Origin of the sequence: Pseudomonas sp. RSB 5.4 (assembly GCF_037126175.1) — a bacterium.
Classification (GTDB): domain Bacteria; phylum Pseudomonadota; class Gammaproteobacteria; order Pseudomonadales; family Pseudomonadaceae; genus Aquipseudomonas; species Aquipseudomonas fluorescens_H.
Genome location: NZ_CP146986.1, coordinates 2,229,648 through 2,246,137, shown reverse-complemented (window position 1 = coordinate 2,246,137; position 16,490 = coordinate 2,229,648). Strand labels below are relative to the sequence as shown.

General features: G+C 61.4%; 15 protein-coding genes. 6 read left to right on the top strand and 9 right to left on the bottom strand.

Features of this window, described 5'->3' with window-relative positions; translation table 11 throughout:
* Window positions 1-82: 82 nt before the first annotated feature.
* The 7 genes from V9L13_RS09930 to V9L13_RS09900 all read right to left on the bottom strand — a co-directional run bounded on the left by V9L13_RS09930 (window position 83) and on the right by V9L13_RS09900 (window position 6,687).
* Entirely contained in the window at window positions 83-1,447 is a 1,365-nt protein-coding gene (locus tag V9L13_RS09930) for a glutamine synthetase family protein (protein WP_262141527.1), read from the bottom strand.
* Between the two features lie 475 nt (window positions 1,448-1,922).
* Window positions 1,923-3,266 carry a chromate efflux transporter gene (gene chrA / locus V9L13_RS09925; protein WP_338802388.1) on the bottom strand — a complete coding sequence of 448 codons (1,344 nt, stop codon included), beginning with the start codon at window positions 3,264-3,266 and terminating at the stop codon, window positions 1,923-1,925.
* A gap of 240 nt (window positions 3,267-3,506) precedes the next feature.
* Window positions 3,507-3,968 carry a molybdopterin synthase catalytic subunit MoaE gene (moaE, locus tag V9L13_RS09920; RefSeq protein ID WP_047601716.1) on the bottom strand — a complete coding sequence of 154 codons (462 nt, stop codon included), beginning with the start codon at window positions 3,966-3,968 and terminating at the stop codon, window positions 3,507-3,509.
* Between the two features lie 2 nt (window positions 3,969-3,970).
* A complete protein-coding gene (locus V9L13_RS09915; protein WP_338802387.1) occupies window positions 3,971-4,222 on the bottom strand; it encodes a MoaD/ThiS family protein in 252 nt (83 codons plus the stop codon).
* Window positions 4,219-4,704, bottom strand: coding sequence for a cyclic pyranopterin monophosphate synthase MoaC (moaC, locus tag V9L13_RS09910; RefSeq protein ID WP_338802386.1), 486 nt, complete (start codon window positions 4,702-4,704; stop codon window positions 4,219-4,221). Before moaC ends, V9L13_RS09915 begins: the two co-directional genes overlap by 4 nt.
* On the bottom strand, window positions 4,701-5,543 hold the full coding sequence (gene fdhD, locus V9L13_RS09905) for a formate dehydrogenase accessory sulfurtransferase FdhD (protein ID WP_338802385.1): 843 nt from the start codon (window positions 5,541-5,543) through the stop codon (window positions 4,701-4,703). The genes moaC and fdhD overlap by 4 nt, the downstream gene beginning before the upstream one ends.
* A gap of 244 nt (window positions 5,544-5,787) precedes the next feature.
* On the bottom strand, window positions 5,788-6,687 hold the full coding sequence (locus V9L13_RS09900) for a LysR family transcriptional regulator (RefSeq protein WP_103486408.1): 900 nt from the start codon (window positions 6,685-6,687) through the stop codon (window positions 5,788-5,790).
* Between the two features lie 285 nt (window positions 6,688-6,972).
* Between V9L13_RS09900 and moaB the strand changes: the two genes are divergently transcribed.
* Together moaB and glp are read left to right on the top strand one after the other, a co-directional pair.
* Window positions 6,973-7,512: a molybdenum cofactor biosynthesis protein B gene (gene moaB / locus V9L13_RS09895; protein ID WP_027611709.1), complete on the top strand. Its 540-nt coding sequence runs from the start codon at window positions 6,973-6,975 to the stop codon at window positions 7,510-7,512.
* Complete coding sequence (gene glp / locus V9L13_RS09890) at window positions 7,509-8,714, top strand: gephyrin-like molybdotransferase Glp (protein ID WP_338802384.1); 1,206 nt, start codon at window positions 7,509-7,511, stop codon at window positions 8,712-8,714. Before moaB ends, glp begins: the two co-directional genes overlap by 4 nt.
* A gap of 243 nt (window positions 8,715-8,957) precedes the next feature.
* Here glp and V9L13_RS09885 read toward each other — a convergent pair whose 3' ends face one another.
* Window positions 8,958-9,857 (bottom strand): bestrophin family protein, encoded by a 900-nt coding sequence (locus V9L13_RS09885; RefSeq protein WP_338802383.1) that lies wholly within the window; start codon window positions 9,855-9,857, stop codon window positions 8,958-8,960.
* A 36-nt stretch (window positions 9,858-9,893) separates the two neighbouring features.
* The gene (moaA, locus tag V9L13_RS09880; RefSeq protein ID WP_262141333.1) at window positions 9,894-10,892 is read right to left on the bottom strand and encodes a GTP 3',8-cyclase MoaA; all 999 of its coding nucleotides are present in this window, start codon (window positions 10,890-10,892) and stop codon (window positions 9,894-9,896) included.
* A 354-nt stretch (window positions 10,893-11,246) separates the two neighbouring features.
* On the opposite strand from moaA, the gene V9L13_RS09875 reads away from it, so the two are divergent.
* From V9L13_RS09875 to V9L13_RS09860, 4 genes are all read left to right on the top strand, one after another.
* On the top strand, window positions 11,247-13,571 hold the full coding sequence (locus tag V9L13_RS09875; RefSeq protein ID WP_338802382.1) for an FdhF/YdeP family oxidoreductase: 2,325 nt from the start codon (window positions 11,247-11,249) through the stop codon (window positions 13,569-13,571).
* A 106-nt stretch (window positions 13,572-13,677) separates the two neighbouring features.
* The gene (locus V9L13_RS09870; protein WP_338802855.1) at window positions 13,678-15,081 is read left to right on the top strand and encodes a cytochrome ubiquinol oxidase subunit I; all 1,404 of its coding nucleotides are present in this window, start codon (window positions 13,678-13,680) and stop codon (window positions 15,079-15,081) included.
* A gap of 3 nt (window positions 15,082-15,084) precedes the next feature.
* Window positions 15,085-16,101: a cytochrome d ubiquinol oxidase subunit II gene (cydB, locus tag V9L13_RS09865; RefSeq protein WP_338802381.1), complete on the top strand. Its 1,017-nt coding sequence runs from the start codon at window positions 15,085-15,087 to the stop codon at window positions 16,099-16,101.
* Complete coding sequence (locus V9L13_RS09860; protein ID WP_103486414.1) at window positions 16,088-16,243, top strand: DUF2474 domain-containing protein; 156 nt, start codon at window positions 16,088-16,090, stop codon at window positions 16,241-16,243. The genes cydB and V9L13_RS09860 overlap by 14 nt, the downstream gene beginning before the upstream one ends.
* Window positions 16,244-16,490 lie beyond the last annotated feature (247 nt).

Below are 16,490 nucleotides of genomic sequence, written 5' to 3'. Positions count from 1 at the left end.
GTGGGTCAGTCACTGAAATATTGAATGTGACGACGCCTTCGCGAGCAAGCCCGCTCCTACAGGGGGGATTGATGCTGTGGCTTCAGGCTTCGGTCAGGTACCAACGCCAATCCTGTTCACCCACCTCGGCCATGAACTGCCGGTACTCGGCGCGTTTCACCGCCAGGTACACCCCGAGAAATTCCTGGCCCAGGGCATCCCGTGCCCACGCGGAATTCTCCAGCGCCTGCAGCGAAGTCAGCCAGTCGGTCGGCAGCAATTCCTTGGCTTGCGCATAGCCGTTGCCCTCGACCGGCGCACCCGGATCAAGACTGTCGCGAATGCCACGATGGATCCCGGCGAGGATCGCTGCCGCCGCCAGATACGGGTTGGCGTCGGCGCCGCAGATGCGGTGTTCGATGTGCCGGGTGTTGGCCGGGCCGCCCGGTACGCGCAGGCTGACGGTGCGGTTGTCGACGCCCCAGGTCGGCGCCAATGGCGCATAGCTGTTGGCCTGGAAGCGCCGGTAGGAGTTGGCGTTGGGGCAGAACAGCAGCAGCGAATCGAGCAGTGAGGCGAGCATGCCGCCAATCGCGGTGCGCAGCAGCGGGGTACCGGCCGGGTCCTCGGAAGCAAACAGATTGCGCCCTTCGGCATCGGCGAGGCTGACGTGCATGTGCATGCCGGTGCCGGCCAGATCATCGAACGGCTTGGCCATGAACGTCGCCCGCATGCCGTGCTTGTGCGCCATCGCTTTGACCAGGCGTTTGTAGCGCACCGCCTGATCCATCGCGAGCAAGGCGTCGCCATGTTCGAGGGTGATTTCCACTTGGCCCGGGGCGTATTCGGAGATCGCCGTACGCGCCGGAATACCGTGCAGTTTGCAGGCGCTGTAGAGGTCGGCGAGGAACGGTTCGATCTGCTCCAGTTCACGTAAACCGTAGACCTGGGTGTGTCGCGGCCGGCCACCGTCGGCGTCCAGCGCCGGTTGCGGACGACCGTTGTGATCGCGTTTGGCGTCGAGCAGATAGAACTCCAGCTCGCACGCCATCACCGGGTGAAAACCCTCGGCCTTGAGGCCGTCGATCACTTTGATCAGTAGATGACGCGGGTCGGCGATGCTCGCAGGCAGGCCCTCGGTCGGGTGCATGCTGACTTGCACCGCCGCAGTTGGAATCTGCCGCCATGGCAGGCGCACCAGACTGCCTTCGAGCGGGTAGGCGCGGCAGTCGATGTCGCCGACGTCCCACACCAGACCTGAGTTTTCCACGTCTTCGCCCTGCACGGTCAAACCGAGGATGGTGCTGGGCAGCGGGCGACCGCTTTCGTAGACCGCCAGCAACTCCTCGCGGTGTAACAACTTGCCGCGCGGTACGCCGTTGGCGTCGAGGATGAACAGCTCGATCATGTCGATATCGGGGTTCTGTTCAAGGAACAGGCGTGCGTCTTCGATGGCTGCGAATTTCATGGTCAATCACTCACGATGGCGCCGCACAGGCGCGCAGGATCGGGCCGGACGCAGCTATGGCGTCCCGGCAGGAATAAAATGGAGATCAGTCAGACGTGACACAGAACCTGTGAGGACTGCTACGCAGTCCATCGGGGATAAATCCCCTCACTACAGTCATGCATCTATAGTTTTTGTTGACTGAGAAAATCAGCAGGCGATATCCGGCGGGCGTGCGGAGTGACGCAGCTTGGAACGGCGCAGGGCCATGGGGAGATTGACGATACGATTCATACGCCGCCCCTGTGGGAGAGGGCGCGCAAGCGAGAGACGTTCAACGTTTCTGGTTGTTGTGGTGACGTACTCATAACGCGTGTTTCCGTTGGCGGAAAACGTCGGTGACGGGATGGCCCCGCCGACCGGTGTGCCCGGATAGTAAGGGGCAATCTGCGGGCCTGTAAACCGATGATTGTGCCCCTGCCTCTTTGGCCGCTGCTCAGCGCAGCAGATGAAAGCCCAGCCCGGCGAGGGCGCAAACGATCAACACTGCAATCACACCGCGCTTGAAAATGAACAGCGCCAGTGCGGCCAGCAACGCCAGCCCGATGGAAAACAGATCCGTGTGCCCGGCAAAACCGTTGGGCCAGAACACGTGATAAGCGAAGAAACACGCCAGGTTCAGAATCACCCCGACCACCGCAGCGGTGATAGCGGTCAACGGTGCGGTGAATTTCAATTCATTGTGGGTCGATTCCACCAGCGGCCCGCCGGCGAGGATGAACAGGAACGAGGGCAGGAAGGTGAACCAGGTCACCAGTGTCGCCGCGAGTGCACCGGCGGCGAACGCATGTTCCGCGCCGAACGCCGGTTGCACGTAACCGCCGATGAAACCGACAAACGCCACCACCATGATCAGCGGCCCTGGCGTACTTTCGCCAAGGGCGAGGCCGTCGATCATCTGCGTTGGCGTCAGCCAGCCGTAGTGCCCGACTGCGCCCTGATAGACATAGGGCAACACCGCGTAAGCGCCGCCAAAGGTCAGCAGCGCGGCTTTGGTAAAGAACCAGCCCATTTGCGTGAAGGTGCCGTCCCAGCCGAACAGCGCGGTCAGCAGCGCCATCGGCAAACACCACAGCGCCGCGCCGACCAACAGCAGACGCCACAACTTCGGCAGGCTGAATCGGGCATGTTCGGGCGTTGGCGTGTCGTCATCGATCAACGCCGGGCCGAAGGATTGGGCACTGCCGCGCTGGCTGCCATTGTCGAACCGTTGTGGCGCCAGTCGCCCGCCGAAATAGCCGAGCAACGCCGCACTGAGGACGATCAGCGGGAACGGCAGGTTGAAGGCAAAGATCGCCACGAACGACGCCCCGGCGATTGCCCACAGCCAACTGTTTTTCAGCGCCCGCGAACCGATGCGATGCGCCGCGTGCAGCACAATCGCAGTCACCGCCGGTTTGATTCCGTAAAAGATCCCGGCCACCACCGGCACGTCACCGAACGCGATGTACAGCCACGACAGCGCAATCAGGATGAACAGCGACGGCAGCACGAACAGCGCCCCGGCAATCACTCCGCCCCAGGTGCGATGCAACAGCCAGCCAATATAGGTCGCCAGTTGCTGGGCCTCGGGGCCGGGCAGCAACATGCAGTAGTTGAGCGCATGCAGGAACCGTCGCTCGGAGATCCAGCGCCGGCGCTCGACCAGTTCCTGATGCATGATCGCGATCTGCCCGGCCGGGCCGCCGAAACCGATGCAGCCGAGCTTGAGCCAGAAGTGCCAAGCCTGGCGCAGGGTGACGGGAGCGGGGCGGGGCAGGTTGTTGGGCGCTGTGCTCAAACGAGACTCCGGAGTTTAATCCTGGCGGAGTGGCTATCTAATCAGACTTTCAACCCTCACCCCAGCCCTCTCCCAGAGGGAGAGGGGGCCGACCGAGGTGTCTGGCGTTATCCATCGACCTGAAAGATCGAGTCGATTATGGATTCAGGGCCAATCTTTCAATTCGGTGAATTTCTTCAATATCCCCCAATCAGTCCCCTCTCCCTCGGGGAGAGGGCTAGGGTGAGGGGCTCTTGATCTTCAGGCATGCGCCAGACTCCAGCGCAGCGCCGCATTCTGGTCACTCTCCCGCGCCTCGACCCAGTGCGAACCCTGCGCCGTGCTCTCACGCTTCCAGAACGGCGCACGGGTCTTGAGCACGTCCATGATGAACGCGCAGGCTTCAAAGGCCATGTGCCGGTGCTTGCTGCTGACGCCAACGAACACGATCGGTTCGCTGACCGCCAGCGCGCCGACCCGATGCACAATCTCCACTCCCAGCAGCGGCCAGCGCTCGCGAGCCTCGTCGGCGATCTGTTCGAGGGCTTTTTCGGTCATGCCCGGATAGTGCTCGAGGAACAGCTCGTTCACGCTCTGGCCAATGTTCAGATCGCGCACATAGCCAATGAAATTCACCACCGCGCCGACCCGTGGATTGCGCGCATGCAGGTCGGCGGTCAACTGGCCGACGTCGAAGCTTTTGTACTGAACTCGAACCGTCATGCTCAGCCCCCGGTGACCGGTGGGAAAAACGCGATCTCGTCGAAGTCCTCAATGGCCGCACTCGGCTGGCACAGTTCCTGATTCAACGCGCACATCAGGTTGCCGGCGCCGAGCACTTCGCGCCATTCCTCGCCGCGGGCCATGAGCAATTGCCGCACGTCTTCGATGCAGGTCAGGTTGTCGCTCAAAGGGATTTTTTCACCGCCCAGATTGAGGCGATCACGGTAGCTGGCGAAGTAGCTGATCAGGATCATTGCGCGTCCTCCCATTGAAAATGCCCGGAGCGTCCGCCCTGTTTGCTCAGCAGGCGGATGTCGCCGATGACCATCGCCCGGTCCACCGCTTTGCACATGTCATAGATCGTCAATGCGGCGACGCTGGCGGCGGTCAGCGCTTCGAGTTCGACGCCGGTCTGGCCGGTGAGGCGGCAGGTGCTGGTGATCTGTACGCGGTCCGGCTCGCAGGCCTTGAGTTCGACATGAATCGAGCTGAGCAGCAGCGCATGGCACAGCGGGATCAGCTCGTGGGTGCGCTTGGCTGCCTGAATTCCGGCGATGCGTGCCACGGCGAAAACGTCGCCCTTGGGGTGCCCGTTGGCCTGGATCATCTGCAGCGTTTCCGGGCGCATCTGCACCCAGGCTTGCGCCGTCGCTTCGCGGCGAGTTGGCGCTTTTTCGCTGACATCGACCATGTTGGCGCGGCCCTGATCGTCGAGGTGGGTGAGGGTGTTGCTCATGGCGAAAGCTCCTGGATCGGGCTGTAGATTCGGGGGGCGTTACGGTGCGGAACGTGGATCAGATTCAGCTGATGCTTGAGCGCCCAGCGCACGGTCAATGCGGTGGGCGCGGACAGACTGACGAGGGTGCCGAGGCGGGCGCGCACGGCTTTGTGGATCAGTTCGAGGCTGCAACGGCTGGTGACCACCACGAAGCCCTGACGCGCATCGACGTCTGCGCTGTGCATCGCGCCGATCAGCTTGTCGAGGGCGTTGTGCCGGCCGATGTCTTCGCGGCACAGCAGCGCCTCACCGCGGGCATCGAAGTACAGCGCCGCGTGCAGGGCGCCGCTGCTGCGCGCCAGTTGCTGAGCCTGTTCGATACGCTGGCGGATGCCATCGAAATGCGCGGCCGGCGGCAGTGCGCAGGGTTGCAGGATCTGCAGTTGCGGCAGCGCCTGCTCCAGCGCTTCGACGCCACAGATGCCGCAACCGCTGGTGCCGGTCATCTGCCGACGATGATCTTTCAGCGCCCAGAAGGCACGACTGGAAATCTGCACGTCGGCCTGGCAGGCCTGATCGAAATGCGTCAGATGGATATCGTAGATCTCGTCGACGCTGTCGATGATCGCGTTGCTCAGGCTGAAGCCACGGATGAAGTCTTCGAGGTTGCCGGGCGAGACCATCATCACCGCCTGACTCAGGCCATTGAAGGTGATCGCCAGAGCAATTTCCGCGGCCAGGGCGGCGTGGGAGAGCGGGGCGTCTTGCAGGTATTCGCGAAACGCGACCTGTGACGGTTGCGGTGCGGGGGCATTGCCATCCCCCGGTTCGGCGGTTGTTGCAACTTGGCACTGCATCTTGAAAAGTCCCGAAGCGCTGAAGTGAGTTCAGGCTACGGGGGAGTCAAAAGTGCGTCCAATCGCTTGTTCTGATCTGGTGATTGGGTGGGTCGATCACCGGTGTCATGTCCGAAAGGTGTGTTGGCTGGGCGGGCCTCTTCGCGAGCAAGCCCGCTCCCACATTTGAAATGCATTCAACCTGTGGGAGCGGGCTTGCTCGCGAAGGCGGCCAGGCGTCCAACAGCAATGTCTGGATAGTCACTCAAACAACCGGCACCTCACCCCCAAACATTTTCCGCGCCTCGGCAAAGCACTTCTCGGCAATCGCCGAACGCGGCTCGGTCTTGCGCATCACCAGACCCAGCGGCGCCAGCACGCTGGCATCCGGCAGTTGCATGAACGACAGGTGTTCGATCGGCTCTTCCAGCCCGCTGTCCAGCGGCATGATCGAGCAGCAGAATCCTTGGTGGATCGCCTGCAGCAGTTGATAGGTCGAATCACTTTCCATGATCGGCTGCGGATTCAGCCCGCGACTGCGGAAACTCAGATCGATGGATTTACGGTAATGCATGCCGGTGGTGATCATCCCCAAGGGCAGTTCGGCGGCGTCTTCCCAGCTCATTTCCGAGCCTTCGAAATGGAAGTGACGGTTGTCGTAAAGCAGCCCGACGCGGGTTTCACCAATCTCGAAAAAATCGAAATAGTTCGGGTTGACGTGGTCGAGGTAGCACACGCCCAGGTCCAGTTGATTGTTGCCAAGGCCGGCGATGATCTCGTCGGAACTGCCCGACGACAGACTGAATTTCAGCTCGGGATAGGTCCCGGACAAGCCCTGAATGTAATTGACCGGATTGAAGTTGCTCAGCGGCACCAGCCCCAGGCGCAGGCTGCCGACCAGTTGCCCGCGGCACGCCGCCGCTTCGGCGAACAGACCGTCATGCGCGGCCAGCAGCGTGCGCGCCCAGGCCAGCACTCGCTCGCCGGCCTGAGTGAAACCTTCAAAGCGCTGACCGCGATTGACCAGCACCAGATCCAGTTCGTCTTCCAGATTGCGCAGACGCATCGACAGGGTCGGCTGAGTGATGTGGCAGCGGGCGGCGGCCTGGCCGAAGTGTCGGGTTTCGTCCAGTGCGATCAGGAACTTGAGTTGTTTGATGTCCACGAAGGCACCTGCTCGTTGAAAAATTGAATGGAGTATTGACGCAGATGCGCGCAGCGCACGGAAAACGCGAGGTGCGACGATCTCATTTGCCTGTGTTTGCGTCCAATCGGAAGCATTGAAAAGGCTATCGATCAGCTCTATCGCCCATGGTTTCAAAGGCTTTGGCCGAGGTCAACGGCACCGATAGAGCAGGTCGATAATGTGGTTGGCCAGAGTGATTAGACAGTACTCATAAGTGGCACTTAGGCTGCTCGGCAATCTGATTGACTACTGCCGGAGAGTCCCATGAGCGCGAAAGCGGATGCCCTGTTTGTCCCCCTGAACATTGCCGTACTGACCGTCAGCGATACTCGCGATTATGCGAGCGACACGTCCGGCCAATTGCTGGTCAGCCGATTGCTGGAGGCCGGTCATACCTTGAGCGAACGCAACCTGCTCAAGGATGACCTGTACAAGATCCGCGCCCAGGTCGCGCACTGGATTGCCGACGACAGCATTCAGGTGGTGCTGATCACCGGCGGCACTGGCTTCACCGGGCGCGACAGCACGCCGGAAGCGGTGGCCTGTCTGCTCGACAAGCAGATCGATGGGTTTGGCGAGTTGTTCCGCGCGATCTCGATTCTCGACATCGGCACCTCCACCGTGCAAAGCCGTGCGCTGGCCGGCTTGTCCAACGGCACGCTGGTGTGCTGCCTGCCGGGTTCGACCGGTGCCTGTCGCACCGCGTGGGAAGGCATCCTCGCCGAACAACTGGATAACCGCCATCGCCCGTGCAACTTCGTGCCGCACCTCAAATCAGTAGCCGCCTGTGGGCCGCGCGGATGAGCAAGGCAGCGTTGATGTCGGTCGAGGACGCCCTCGATCAGTTGCTCGGCATGGCCAATGAGCAACGTCTGGCCGACAGCGAAATACTGCCGCTCGACGAGGCGCGTGGCCGAGTGTTGGCCAGTGACCTGGTGGCGACACTCGACCTGCCGCCGTGGCCGAACAGTGCCATGGACGGTTATGCGTTGAACCTGGCCGATCTGCATCGCCAGCCGTTGAAGGTCTCGCAAAAGGTCTACGCCGGCCAGGCGCCGGACGCGCTATTGCCCGGTACCTGCGCGCGGATCTTTACCGGCGCACCGCTGCCACCCGGCGCCACTTGCGTCGAAATGCAGGAAAACGTCGAAGTGCTCGAAGACGGTCGCGTGCGCTTCCTGCAGGCGCTGAAAGCGGGGCAGAACATTCGTGCGCAAGGTCAGGAAAATCGCGTCGGCGACATCCTGCTGCGTGCCGGCAAACGCCTCGGGCCGTTCGAACTGGCCGTCGCCGCCGGGCAGGGGCTGGCGCAACTGCACGTGGTGCGTCGCCCGCGCGTGGCGCTGCTGTCGACCGGTGACGAACTGGTCGAGCCGGGCCTGCCGCTGCGTCCCGGCAGCATCTACAACAGCAACCGCGTGTTGCTCGGCCACTGGCTGAAGGAACTGGGCTGCGAGGTGATCGACGCCGGGATTCTGCCGGATCGTCCGGCACAGACGCGGCTCACACTTGAGCAATTGCAAGTGGCGGCCGACCTGATCCTGACCACGGGTGGCGTGTCTGCCGGCGACGCCGATTGCCTTGGTCAGGTGCTGCGCGACAACGGCAAACCGCTGCTGTGGAAACTCGCGATCAAGCCTGGCAAACCGCTGACCGTGGGGCATTTCGGTACGGTCCCGGTGATTGGCCTGCCGGGCAATCCGACCTCGGCGCTGGTGACCTTCGGCCTGCTGGCGCGGCCGTATCTGCTGCGCATTCAGGGCGTTGAAGAGGTCATGCCGTTGAGCTTTACGGTGAATGCCGGATTTGAATGGAGCAAGGCAGGCAGCCGTCGAGAGTATCTGCGGGTGCGGCTGGAAGCGGGGCGTGCGGTGTTGTATCCGAACCAGAGTTCCGGCGTTTTGCTCGGTGCGACCTGGGCTGACGGGTTGGTGGAAGTGCCGGAAAACAGTACTCACAGCATTGGCGACCCGCTGCGCTTTATTCCCTTCAGCGAACTGTTTTAAAGCGAAGATCAAAAGATCGCAGCCTTCGGCAGCTCCTACAGGAAACGCATTCCAGTGTAGGAGCTGCCGAAGGCTGCGATCTTTTTTGTAATGCTTATAGAAGAACGTATAAACACTACCAATCCCTGTGGGAGCTGGCTTGCCAGCGATTAGGCCGGCAAATCCAGCATTGAAGTTGGCTGACCCGGCGCAATCGCTGGCAAGCCAGCTCCCACAGGTTTATTGGTGTTTGGAGAAATGTGATCAGCTCAGCACATAGTCCACCGGCAGCAGCATCGGTGGCAGGTCGGTCACGCCCAGTTCGCTGAGGATGTCGCGCTCGATGGTGCGTACCAGCGAGTCGGTCGCCAGGTCGTTTTCATCGCGGCCGAACGGGTCTTCCAGCTCATCGGCAATCGCATCCAGACCAAAGAACGTGTAGCTCACGATCGCCGTGAACAATGGGGTCAGCCAGCCCAGTGGTTCGGCCATGGCGAAGGGCAGCAGGATGCAGAACAGGTAGATCGTGCGATGCAGCAGCAAGGTGTAGGGGAAGGGTAGCGGAGTGTTTTTGATCCGCTCGCACACCGCTTGCGCCTGGGTCAGGCTGGTCAGGTGATTGGCCAGCAGCATGTAACGCCACTCGCTCAGTTCACCGCTTTGATGCAGGTCGGAACACTGCTGGCCGACCTGCTGCAGAATCCGCCCGCTGTAGTCCGGCACCTGCGGATCGTGTTGCGGGGAGATCCACGCACGGCTGGCTGCCGCTTCGCTTTCCCGGCGCAATCGCGCATTCAGCGAGTGGGCGAAACCGCAGAGGTTGAGCAGTAACGGCTTGCGTTGTACCGACTCACGGATGACATGGGTCTCGCGAATCACCGAACGAATGTGCACCAGCACATCGCCCCAGGCCTTGCGCGCTTCATACCAGCGGTCATAGCAGGCGTTGTTGCGAAAATTCATGAAGATCGACAGCGACAGCCCAAGCAAGGTGAACGGCGTGGCGTTGACCTTGGTGAAGTTGCTCGGGTGGAGGATTTCAATCAGGACGATGGCCGAGGCCAGCAGGGTGACCATCAAGGTGCGCAGGGCGATACGTTTGGCAATCGAACCCTTGAGGGTGAAGAGGATGGCGAATTGGTTGACCTTGGGTCTGATGATCATGCTGGGCGATCCCGATTACGCAGGGTGAGGGCGGTTTCAACCGCCGGTCATGTTCATGAAGCGCACGACCTGCACGTCGTCGTTCACTTCGAAATTGTGCCTGTACGGCTTGAGTTTCATTGCCTCGATAATGGCTTTCTCCAGCCGCTGCGGTTGCCCCGGATGAGCGCGCAGCACGGCTTTCAGATCCACCGCATGCTCGTTACCCAGACACAGTAGCAGGCGCCCTTCGACGGTCAGCCGCACCCGGTTGCAGGTGCCGCAAAAATTGTGGCTGTGCGGCGAGATGAAACCCAGACGAATGTCCGGTGCTTCGGCCAGCCGCCAGTAGCGCGACGGGCCCTGGGTCGACTCGGCGGAGTCGATCAGGGTGTAGCGCTCGGCGATCTTCGCGCGCACCTGGGCGCTGGAGAAAAACGACTCCGCGCGGCTGTGTTCGCTGATGATCCCCAGCGGCATTTCCTCGATGAAGGAGACGTCGAGCTGGCGGTCGATGGCGAAGCTCACCAGATCGTTGATCTCCTGATCGTTGCGCCCCTGCATCACCACCACGTTGAGTTTAGTGCGGGTGAAACCGGCCTTGCGCGCCGCATCGATGCCGCTGATCACCTGCGCCAGATCACCGGTGCGGGTCATCTGTCTGAAGCGCTCCGGGTCGAGGCTGTCGAGGCTGATGTTCAGCCGCTTGACCCCGGCGTCGAACAGCGGCGCGGCGAGTTTGCCCAGCTGCGAGCCATTGGTGGTCAGGCACAGCTCACGCAGGCCGGGCAGGGCGGCAATCTGCTCGCACAGCTTGACCACGCCCGGACGGATCAGCGGCTCGCCGCCGGTCAGGCGAATCTTGCGCGTGCCCAACGCCACGAAGCTCTGCGCCAGTTGATAGATCTCCTCCAGCGTCAGCACTTGCTGGCGTGGCAGAAACTGCATGTCCTCGGCCATGCAATACACGCAGCGGAAGTCGCAGCGGTCGGTGACCGACATGCGCAGATAGTCGACGCGGCGGTTGTAACCATCGATCAAGACACGCTCTGACATGACAGCCTCGCAGGAGTGAGAAGTCCGCATTAACGGACCAGGTTGACGCAGGTTATGGGCAACTTCACAGGACGTCCAATCACTGTTTGTGAACGCTTGATTGAGCGCGTCGATGATCAATTGTTTTTTCTTGAAAGTTGCCGCTTTAGTTTCGCAAGGCCCTGTAAATAAAGGGTTTTTCAGCTTGATAGAGGGTTTCGATAAAGTGGTCATAAATAGCGATTAGACAATATTTTGTATCGGTTCATATCCTTGCCCCGGCAAATGAAACGACCGCTTTTTACTGTTGAAAGACGGTCGGATATTTAACCGAGATCAGGTTCATGCCTGTGTGCATCGTCATGGAGATGTCCCATGTCACAAGTCGACCGTTACAAACCTTACAAGGGGGCCGCTGCCGGTTGGGGCGCTGTGATCAGCCTGACCAAGAGTTGGCTGAGCAGTGAAAACGCCCTGAAAAACATCCGCGCCATGCTCAAGACCAACCAGAACGGCGGCTTCGACTGCCCGGGCTGCGCCTGGGGTGAAGCGCCCGGTGCGAGCATGCTCAAGTTCTGCGAGAACGGCGCCAAAGCGGTGAACTGGGAGGCGACCGGGCGTTTGGTCGACCCGGCGTTCTTCAACAAGTACACGGTGTCGAGCCTGGCCGAACAGAGCGACTACTGGCTGGAATATCAGGGGCGTCTGACCCACCCGATGCGCTACGACGCGCGGGTCGACCGCTACGTGGAAATCAGTTGGGAAGACGCGTTCGCGCTGATCGCCGAACACCTCAAGGGCCTGAAATCGCCGCACGAGGCCGAGTTCTACACCTCGGGCCGGGCCAGCAACGAAGCGGCGTTTCTCTATCAGTTGTTCGTCCGTGCCTACGGCACCAACAATTTCCCGGACTGCTCGAACATGTGCCACGAAGCCAGTGCGGTGAGCATGGGCGAGACGCTGGGCGTGGGCAAGGGCACCGTGGTCTACGAGGATTTGCATCACGCCGACGCGATTTTCGTCATCGGTCAGAACCCGGGCACCAACCACCCGCGCATGCTCGAACCGCTGCGTGAAGCGGTGAAACGTGGCGCGCAAGTGGTCTGCATCAACCCGCTGAAAGAGCGTGGCCTGGAACGTTTCCAGAACCCGCAGAACCCGCTCGAGATGCTCAGCAACGGCTGGGAAGCGACGAACACCGCGTACTTCCGCCCGGCGCTGGGTGGCGACATGGCGATGATCCGCGGCATGGTCAAATTCCTCCTGCAGTGGGAGCGTGAAGCCCAGGTCTCGGGCGGCGAGCCGGTGTTCGATCACGCCTTTATTGCCGAACACACCTCGGGTCTGGACAGCTACCTGGCAGAAGTCGACGCCACGACCTGGGAGCACATCCTCGAGCAGTCCGGCGTGCCGTTGCACGACATCGAACTGGCCGCGCGCATGTATGGCCGCGCCAAAAGCGTGATCATGTGCTGGGCCATGGGCCTGACCCAACATGTGCACTCGGTGCCGACCCTGCAGGAAGTCATCAACCTGCAACTGCTGCGCGGCAACGTTGGCCGTCCGGGTGCAGGTCTGTCGCCGGTGCGTGGTCACAGCAACGTGCAGGGCGACCGCACCATGGGCATCAATGAACTGGCGCCGAAGGAGCTAATGGACGCCCTGGAAAAACGCTTCAACTTCAAAGTGCCGCGCATGCACGGGCACAACACGGTGATGGCGATTGGCGCGATGGAGCGTGGCGAAGCCAAGGTGTTTATCGGTCTGGGCGGCAACTTCGCCCAAGCCACGCCGGACACCCCGCGCACCCACGAAGCAATGCGCAAACTCGACCTGACCGTGCACATCTCGACCAAGCTCAACCGCAGCCATCTGGTCACCGGTCGCGACGCGTTGATCCTGCCGTGCCTCGGCCGTACCGACATCGACATCCAGGCCGAAGGCCCGCAAGGCGTGACGGTGGAGGACACCTTCAGCATGGTGCACTTGTCGTTCGGTCAGTTGAAACCGAAGTCGGCGCACTTGAAATCCGAGCCGGCGATCATTGCCGGAATCGCCGCCGCGACATTGGGCAAACACCCGATCGACTGGGAATGGGCGGTGGGCGACTACGGGCGCATCCGCAACCTGATCGCCGACGTGATTCCGGGCTTCGAGAACTTCAACGAGAAGCTGTTGATCCCGGGTGGTTTCCATCTCGGCAACGATGCCTCGGACCGGGTCTGGAACACCGAGTCCGGCAAAGCCCAGTTCACCCCGTGCGTGCTGCCGGAGCACTTGATCAACGAAGGCGTGCGCAACCTGCCGGTCAAACCGGATCTGATCCTGCAGACCATGCGTTCCCACGATCAGTACAACACCACGCTGTACGGCCTCGACGATCGTTATCGCGGGGTCTACGGCATGCGCGACGTGATCTTCGCCAACGAACAGGACATCCAGCGCCTCGGTTTCGAACCGGGGCAGAAGGTCGATCTGGTGGCGCTGTGGGATGACGAGCGCGAGCGTCGGGTCAGCGGGTTCACCCTGATCGCCTACGACATTCCGCCCGGTCAGGCCGCGGCGTACTACCCGGAAACCAATCCGCTGGTGCCGCTGGAAAGCTACGGCGACCGGACCTACACGCCGACCTCGAAATTCGTCGCGATTCGCCTTGAAGCGGCCAAGGTCAGCAACCTGATCCCGTCATCGGTGGCGTAACCCGCTATCGATAAAAACACTGGCAATTTGACTGGCTGCAGGCGTTCACGCCTGGCGGTGGCCCGGGTTCGTGCTGCCGCTTTTCAGCCTGGATGAGGACATCATCATGCTCAACATGGAGGCACTGGACCTGGCGCGAATTCAATTCGCGTTCACGGTTTCGTTCCACATTATCTTCCCTGCGATCACCATTGGCCTGGCGAGTTTTCTTGCGGTACTCGAAGGCCTTTGGCTGAAAACCCGTAACGACACCTACCGCGATCTCTACCACTTCTGGTCGAAGATCTTTGCCGTCAACTTCGGCATGGGCGTGGTCTCGGGGCTGGTCATGGCGTACCAGTTCGGCACCAACTGGAGCGGCTTTTCGGACTTTGCCGGGAGCATCACCGGGCCGTTACTGACCTATGAGGTGCTGACTGCGTTCTTCCTTGAGGCCGGCTTCCTCGGGGTCATGCTGTTCGGCTGGAACCGCGTCGGTCGCGGCTTGCACTTCTTCGCCACGGTGATGGTTGCCATCGGCACGTTGATTTCAACGTTCTGGATTCTCGCGTCCAACAGCTGGATGCAGACCCCGCAGGGTTTCGAAATCGTCGACGGGCGGGTGATGCCGCTGGACTGGCTGGCGATCGTGTTCAACCCGTCGTTTCCGTTCCGACTGGCGCACATGGCGATTGCCGCGTTTGTCGCGACGTCGTTCTTCGTCGGTGCGTCGGCGGCCTGGCATTTGCTGCGCGGCAACAACACCGCGCCGGTGCGCAAGATGTTTTCCATGGCGTTGTGGATGGCACTGATCGTGGCGCCAATTCAGGCCGTGGTCGGTGACGCCCATGGCTTGAACACCCTGGAACATCAACCGGCGAAAATCGCCGCCATCGAAGGCCACTGGGAAAACGCCGACAGCGGCCCGACGCCGCTGGTGCTGTTCGGCATCCCCGACATGCAGGCGGAGAAGACCCAATATGCGCTGGAGATTCCGTACCTCGGCAGCCTGATCCTGACCCACAGCCTCGACAAACAGATCCCGGCGCTCAGGAGCTTCCCGAAAGCGGATCGGCCGAACTCGACCATCATCTTCTGGAGCTTTCGCGTGATGGCTGGGCTGGGCATGTTGATGATCCTTGTCGGTGTGCTCGGTCTGGCGCTGCGCCGTGGCGGCAAGCTCTATCAGCATCGCGGCTTCCAGCGTCTGGTATTGCTGATGGGGCCGAGCGGGTTGATCGCGTTGCTGGCCGGCTGGATCACTACCGAAGTCGGGCGTCAGCCGTGGGTGGTTTACGGCCTGATGCGCACCCATGACGCCGCGTCGCACCACTCGGTGGCGCAGATGAGCACCTCGCTGCTGCTGTTCGTGGTGATCTACTGCTCGGTGTTCACCGTGGGCATCGGCTACATGATGAAACTGGTGCGCAAGGGCCCGCAGCCCCATCACGAACATCCGCCGGAGGGCGATCAGTTGCAGACCCCGCGCCGGCCTATTTCGGCGGCTACTGCCCCGATGAAGGAGCACTGAGTCATGGGTATTCAAGGTATCGATCTCTCGTTGATCTGGGGTGTGATCATCGCCTTCGGGGTGATGATGTACGTGATCATGGACGGCTTCGATCTGGGCCTGGGGATCCTGTTTCCGCTGATCCCCGATGAGCAGGAGCGCGACGTGATGATGAACACTGTCGCCCCGGTGTGGGACGGCAATGAAACCTGGCTGGTGCTCGGTGGTGCGGCGTTGTATGGCGCGTTTCCGCTGGCTTACGGGGTAATTCTGGAGGCGCTGTACCTGCCGCTGATCCTGATGCTCTGCGGGCTGATCTTCCGTGGCGTGGCGTTCGAGTTTCGCTTCAAGTCGTCGCCGCAAAAGCGTCACTGGTGGGACAAGGCGTTCATCGGCGGTTCGCTATTGGCGACATTCTCCCAGGGGGTGGTGATCGGCGCGTACGTGTCGGGCATTCCCGTGGTGGATCGGCAGTTTGCCGGCGGCGGCCTGGACTGGCTGGCGCCGTTCCCGCTGGTGTGCGGCGTCGGTCTAGTGGTGGCGTATGCGCTGCTGGGCAGCACTTGGTTGCTGGTCAAGACCGAAGGCATGCTCGAGTCGCGGATGCGTCTGTTCACCCGACCGCTGGCGTGGTTGCTGACGGCGATGGTGGTGGTGATTGGTGCGTGGACGCTGAAGCTGCACCCGGAGCTGGCCACTCGCTGGTCGACCAGCGGGCACTTGATGGTGTTCGCCGGGTTGGTGGTGCTGGCACTGCTGGCGTTGTTCGGGCTGCTGCGCACCTTGCGTCAGCGTCATACCCACTGGCCGTTCGTGTTCACTCTGGTGTTGATGCTGCTCGGTTACATCGGTCTGGCGCTGAGTATCTGGCCGAACATCATCCCGCCCTCGGTGAGCCTGTGGGCGGCGGCGTCTCCGCCTTCGAGCCAGTTGTTCGCCTTGATCGGCGCACTGTTCATCCTGCCGGTGATCCTGATGTACACCTTCTGGAGCTACTACGTATTCCGCGGCAAAGTGAGGATTGGCGATGGCTACCATTGATTCGCGTGAGGTCAGATCCAGCCGCTGGTACAAGCGCCTGGGCTGGTTGTTGCTGATTTGGCTGGGCAGTGTAGCGTCACTCGCCGTGGTGGCGAGTCTGCTGAAACTGGCAATGTATGCAGCGGGAATGAGAACCCACTGACCCAAAAAAACCGGAGCCATGGCTCCGGTTTTTTTGTGCCTCCCCATCCTTCGGATGACTGATTAGCCTGTGGGAGCTGGGGGCTGATTGGAAGAGGTGAGAACACTGCCGATTATTGTGGGAGCTGGGGATTGATTGGAAGAGGTGAGAACACTGCCAATTATTGTGGGAGCTGGCTTGCCAGCGATGGCGATAGGTCAGACGACACCGATGTTGACTGTGCTGGCCTCATCGCTGGCAAGCCAGC

What these genes read in the sequence shown, in the direction of transcription:
- V9L13_RS09930 (WP_262141527.1), bottom strand. Translation starts at nt 1,447, where the DNA reads ATGAAATTCGCAGCCATCGAAGACGCACGCCTGTTCCTTGAACAGAAC.
- moaE (WP_047601716.1), bottom strand. Translation starts at nt 3,968, where the DNA reads ATGACGGTTCGAGTTCAGTACAAAAGCTTCGACGTCGGCCAGTTGACC.
- V9L13_RS09915 (WP_338802387.1), bottom strand. Translation starts at nt 4,222, where the DNA reads ATGATCCTGATCAGCTACTTCGCCAGCTACCGTGATCGCCTCAATCTG.
- moaC (WP_338802386.1), bottom strand. Translation starts at nt 4,704, where the DNA reads ATGAGCAACACCCTCACCCACCTCGACGATCAGGGCCGCGCCAACATG.
- fdhD (WP_338802385.1), bottom strand. Translation starts at nt 5,543, where the DNA reads ATGCAGTGCCAAGTTGCAACAACCGCCGAACCGGGGGATGGCAATGCC.
- moaB (WP_027611709.1), top strand. Translation starts at nt 6,973, where the DNA reads ATGAGCGCGAAAGCGGATGCCCTGTTTGTCCCCCTGAACATTGCCGTA.
- glp (WP_338802384.1), top strand. Translation starts at nt 7,509, where the DNA reads ATGAGCAAGGCAGCGTTGATGTCGGTCGAGGACGCCCTCGATCAGTTG.
- V9L13_RS09885 (WP_338802383.1), bottom strand. Translation starts at nt 9,857, where the DNA reads ATGATCATCAGACCCAAGGTCAACCAATTCGCCATCCTCTTCACCCTC.
- moaA (WP_262141333.1), bottom strand. Translation starts at nt 10,892, where the DNA reads ATGTCAGAGCGTGTCTTGATCGATGGTTACAACCGCCGCGTCGACTAT.
- V9L13_RS09875 (WP_338802382.1), top strand. Translation starts at nt 11,247, where the DNA reads ATGTCACAAGTCGACCGTTACAAACCTTACAAGGGGGCCGCTGCCGGT.
- V9L13_RS09870 (WP_338802855.1), top strand. Translation starts at nt 13,678, where the DNA reads ATGCTCAACATGGAGGCACTGGACCTGGCGCGAATTCAATTCGCGTTC.
- cydB (WP_338802381.1), top strand. Translation starts at nt 15,085, where the DNA reads ATGGGTATTCAAGGTATCGATCTCTCGTTGATCTGGGGTGTGATCATC.
- V9L13_RS09860 (WP_103486414.1), top strand. Translation starts at nt 16,088, where the DNA reads ATGGCTACCATTGATTCGCGTGAGGTCAGATCCAGCCGCTGGTACAAG.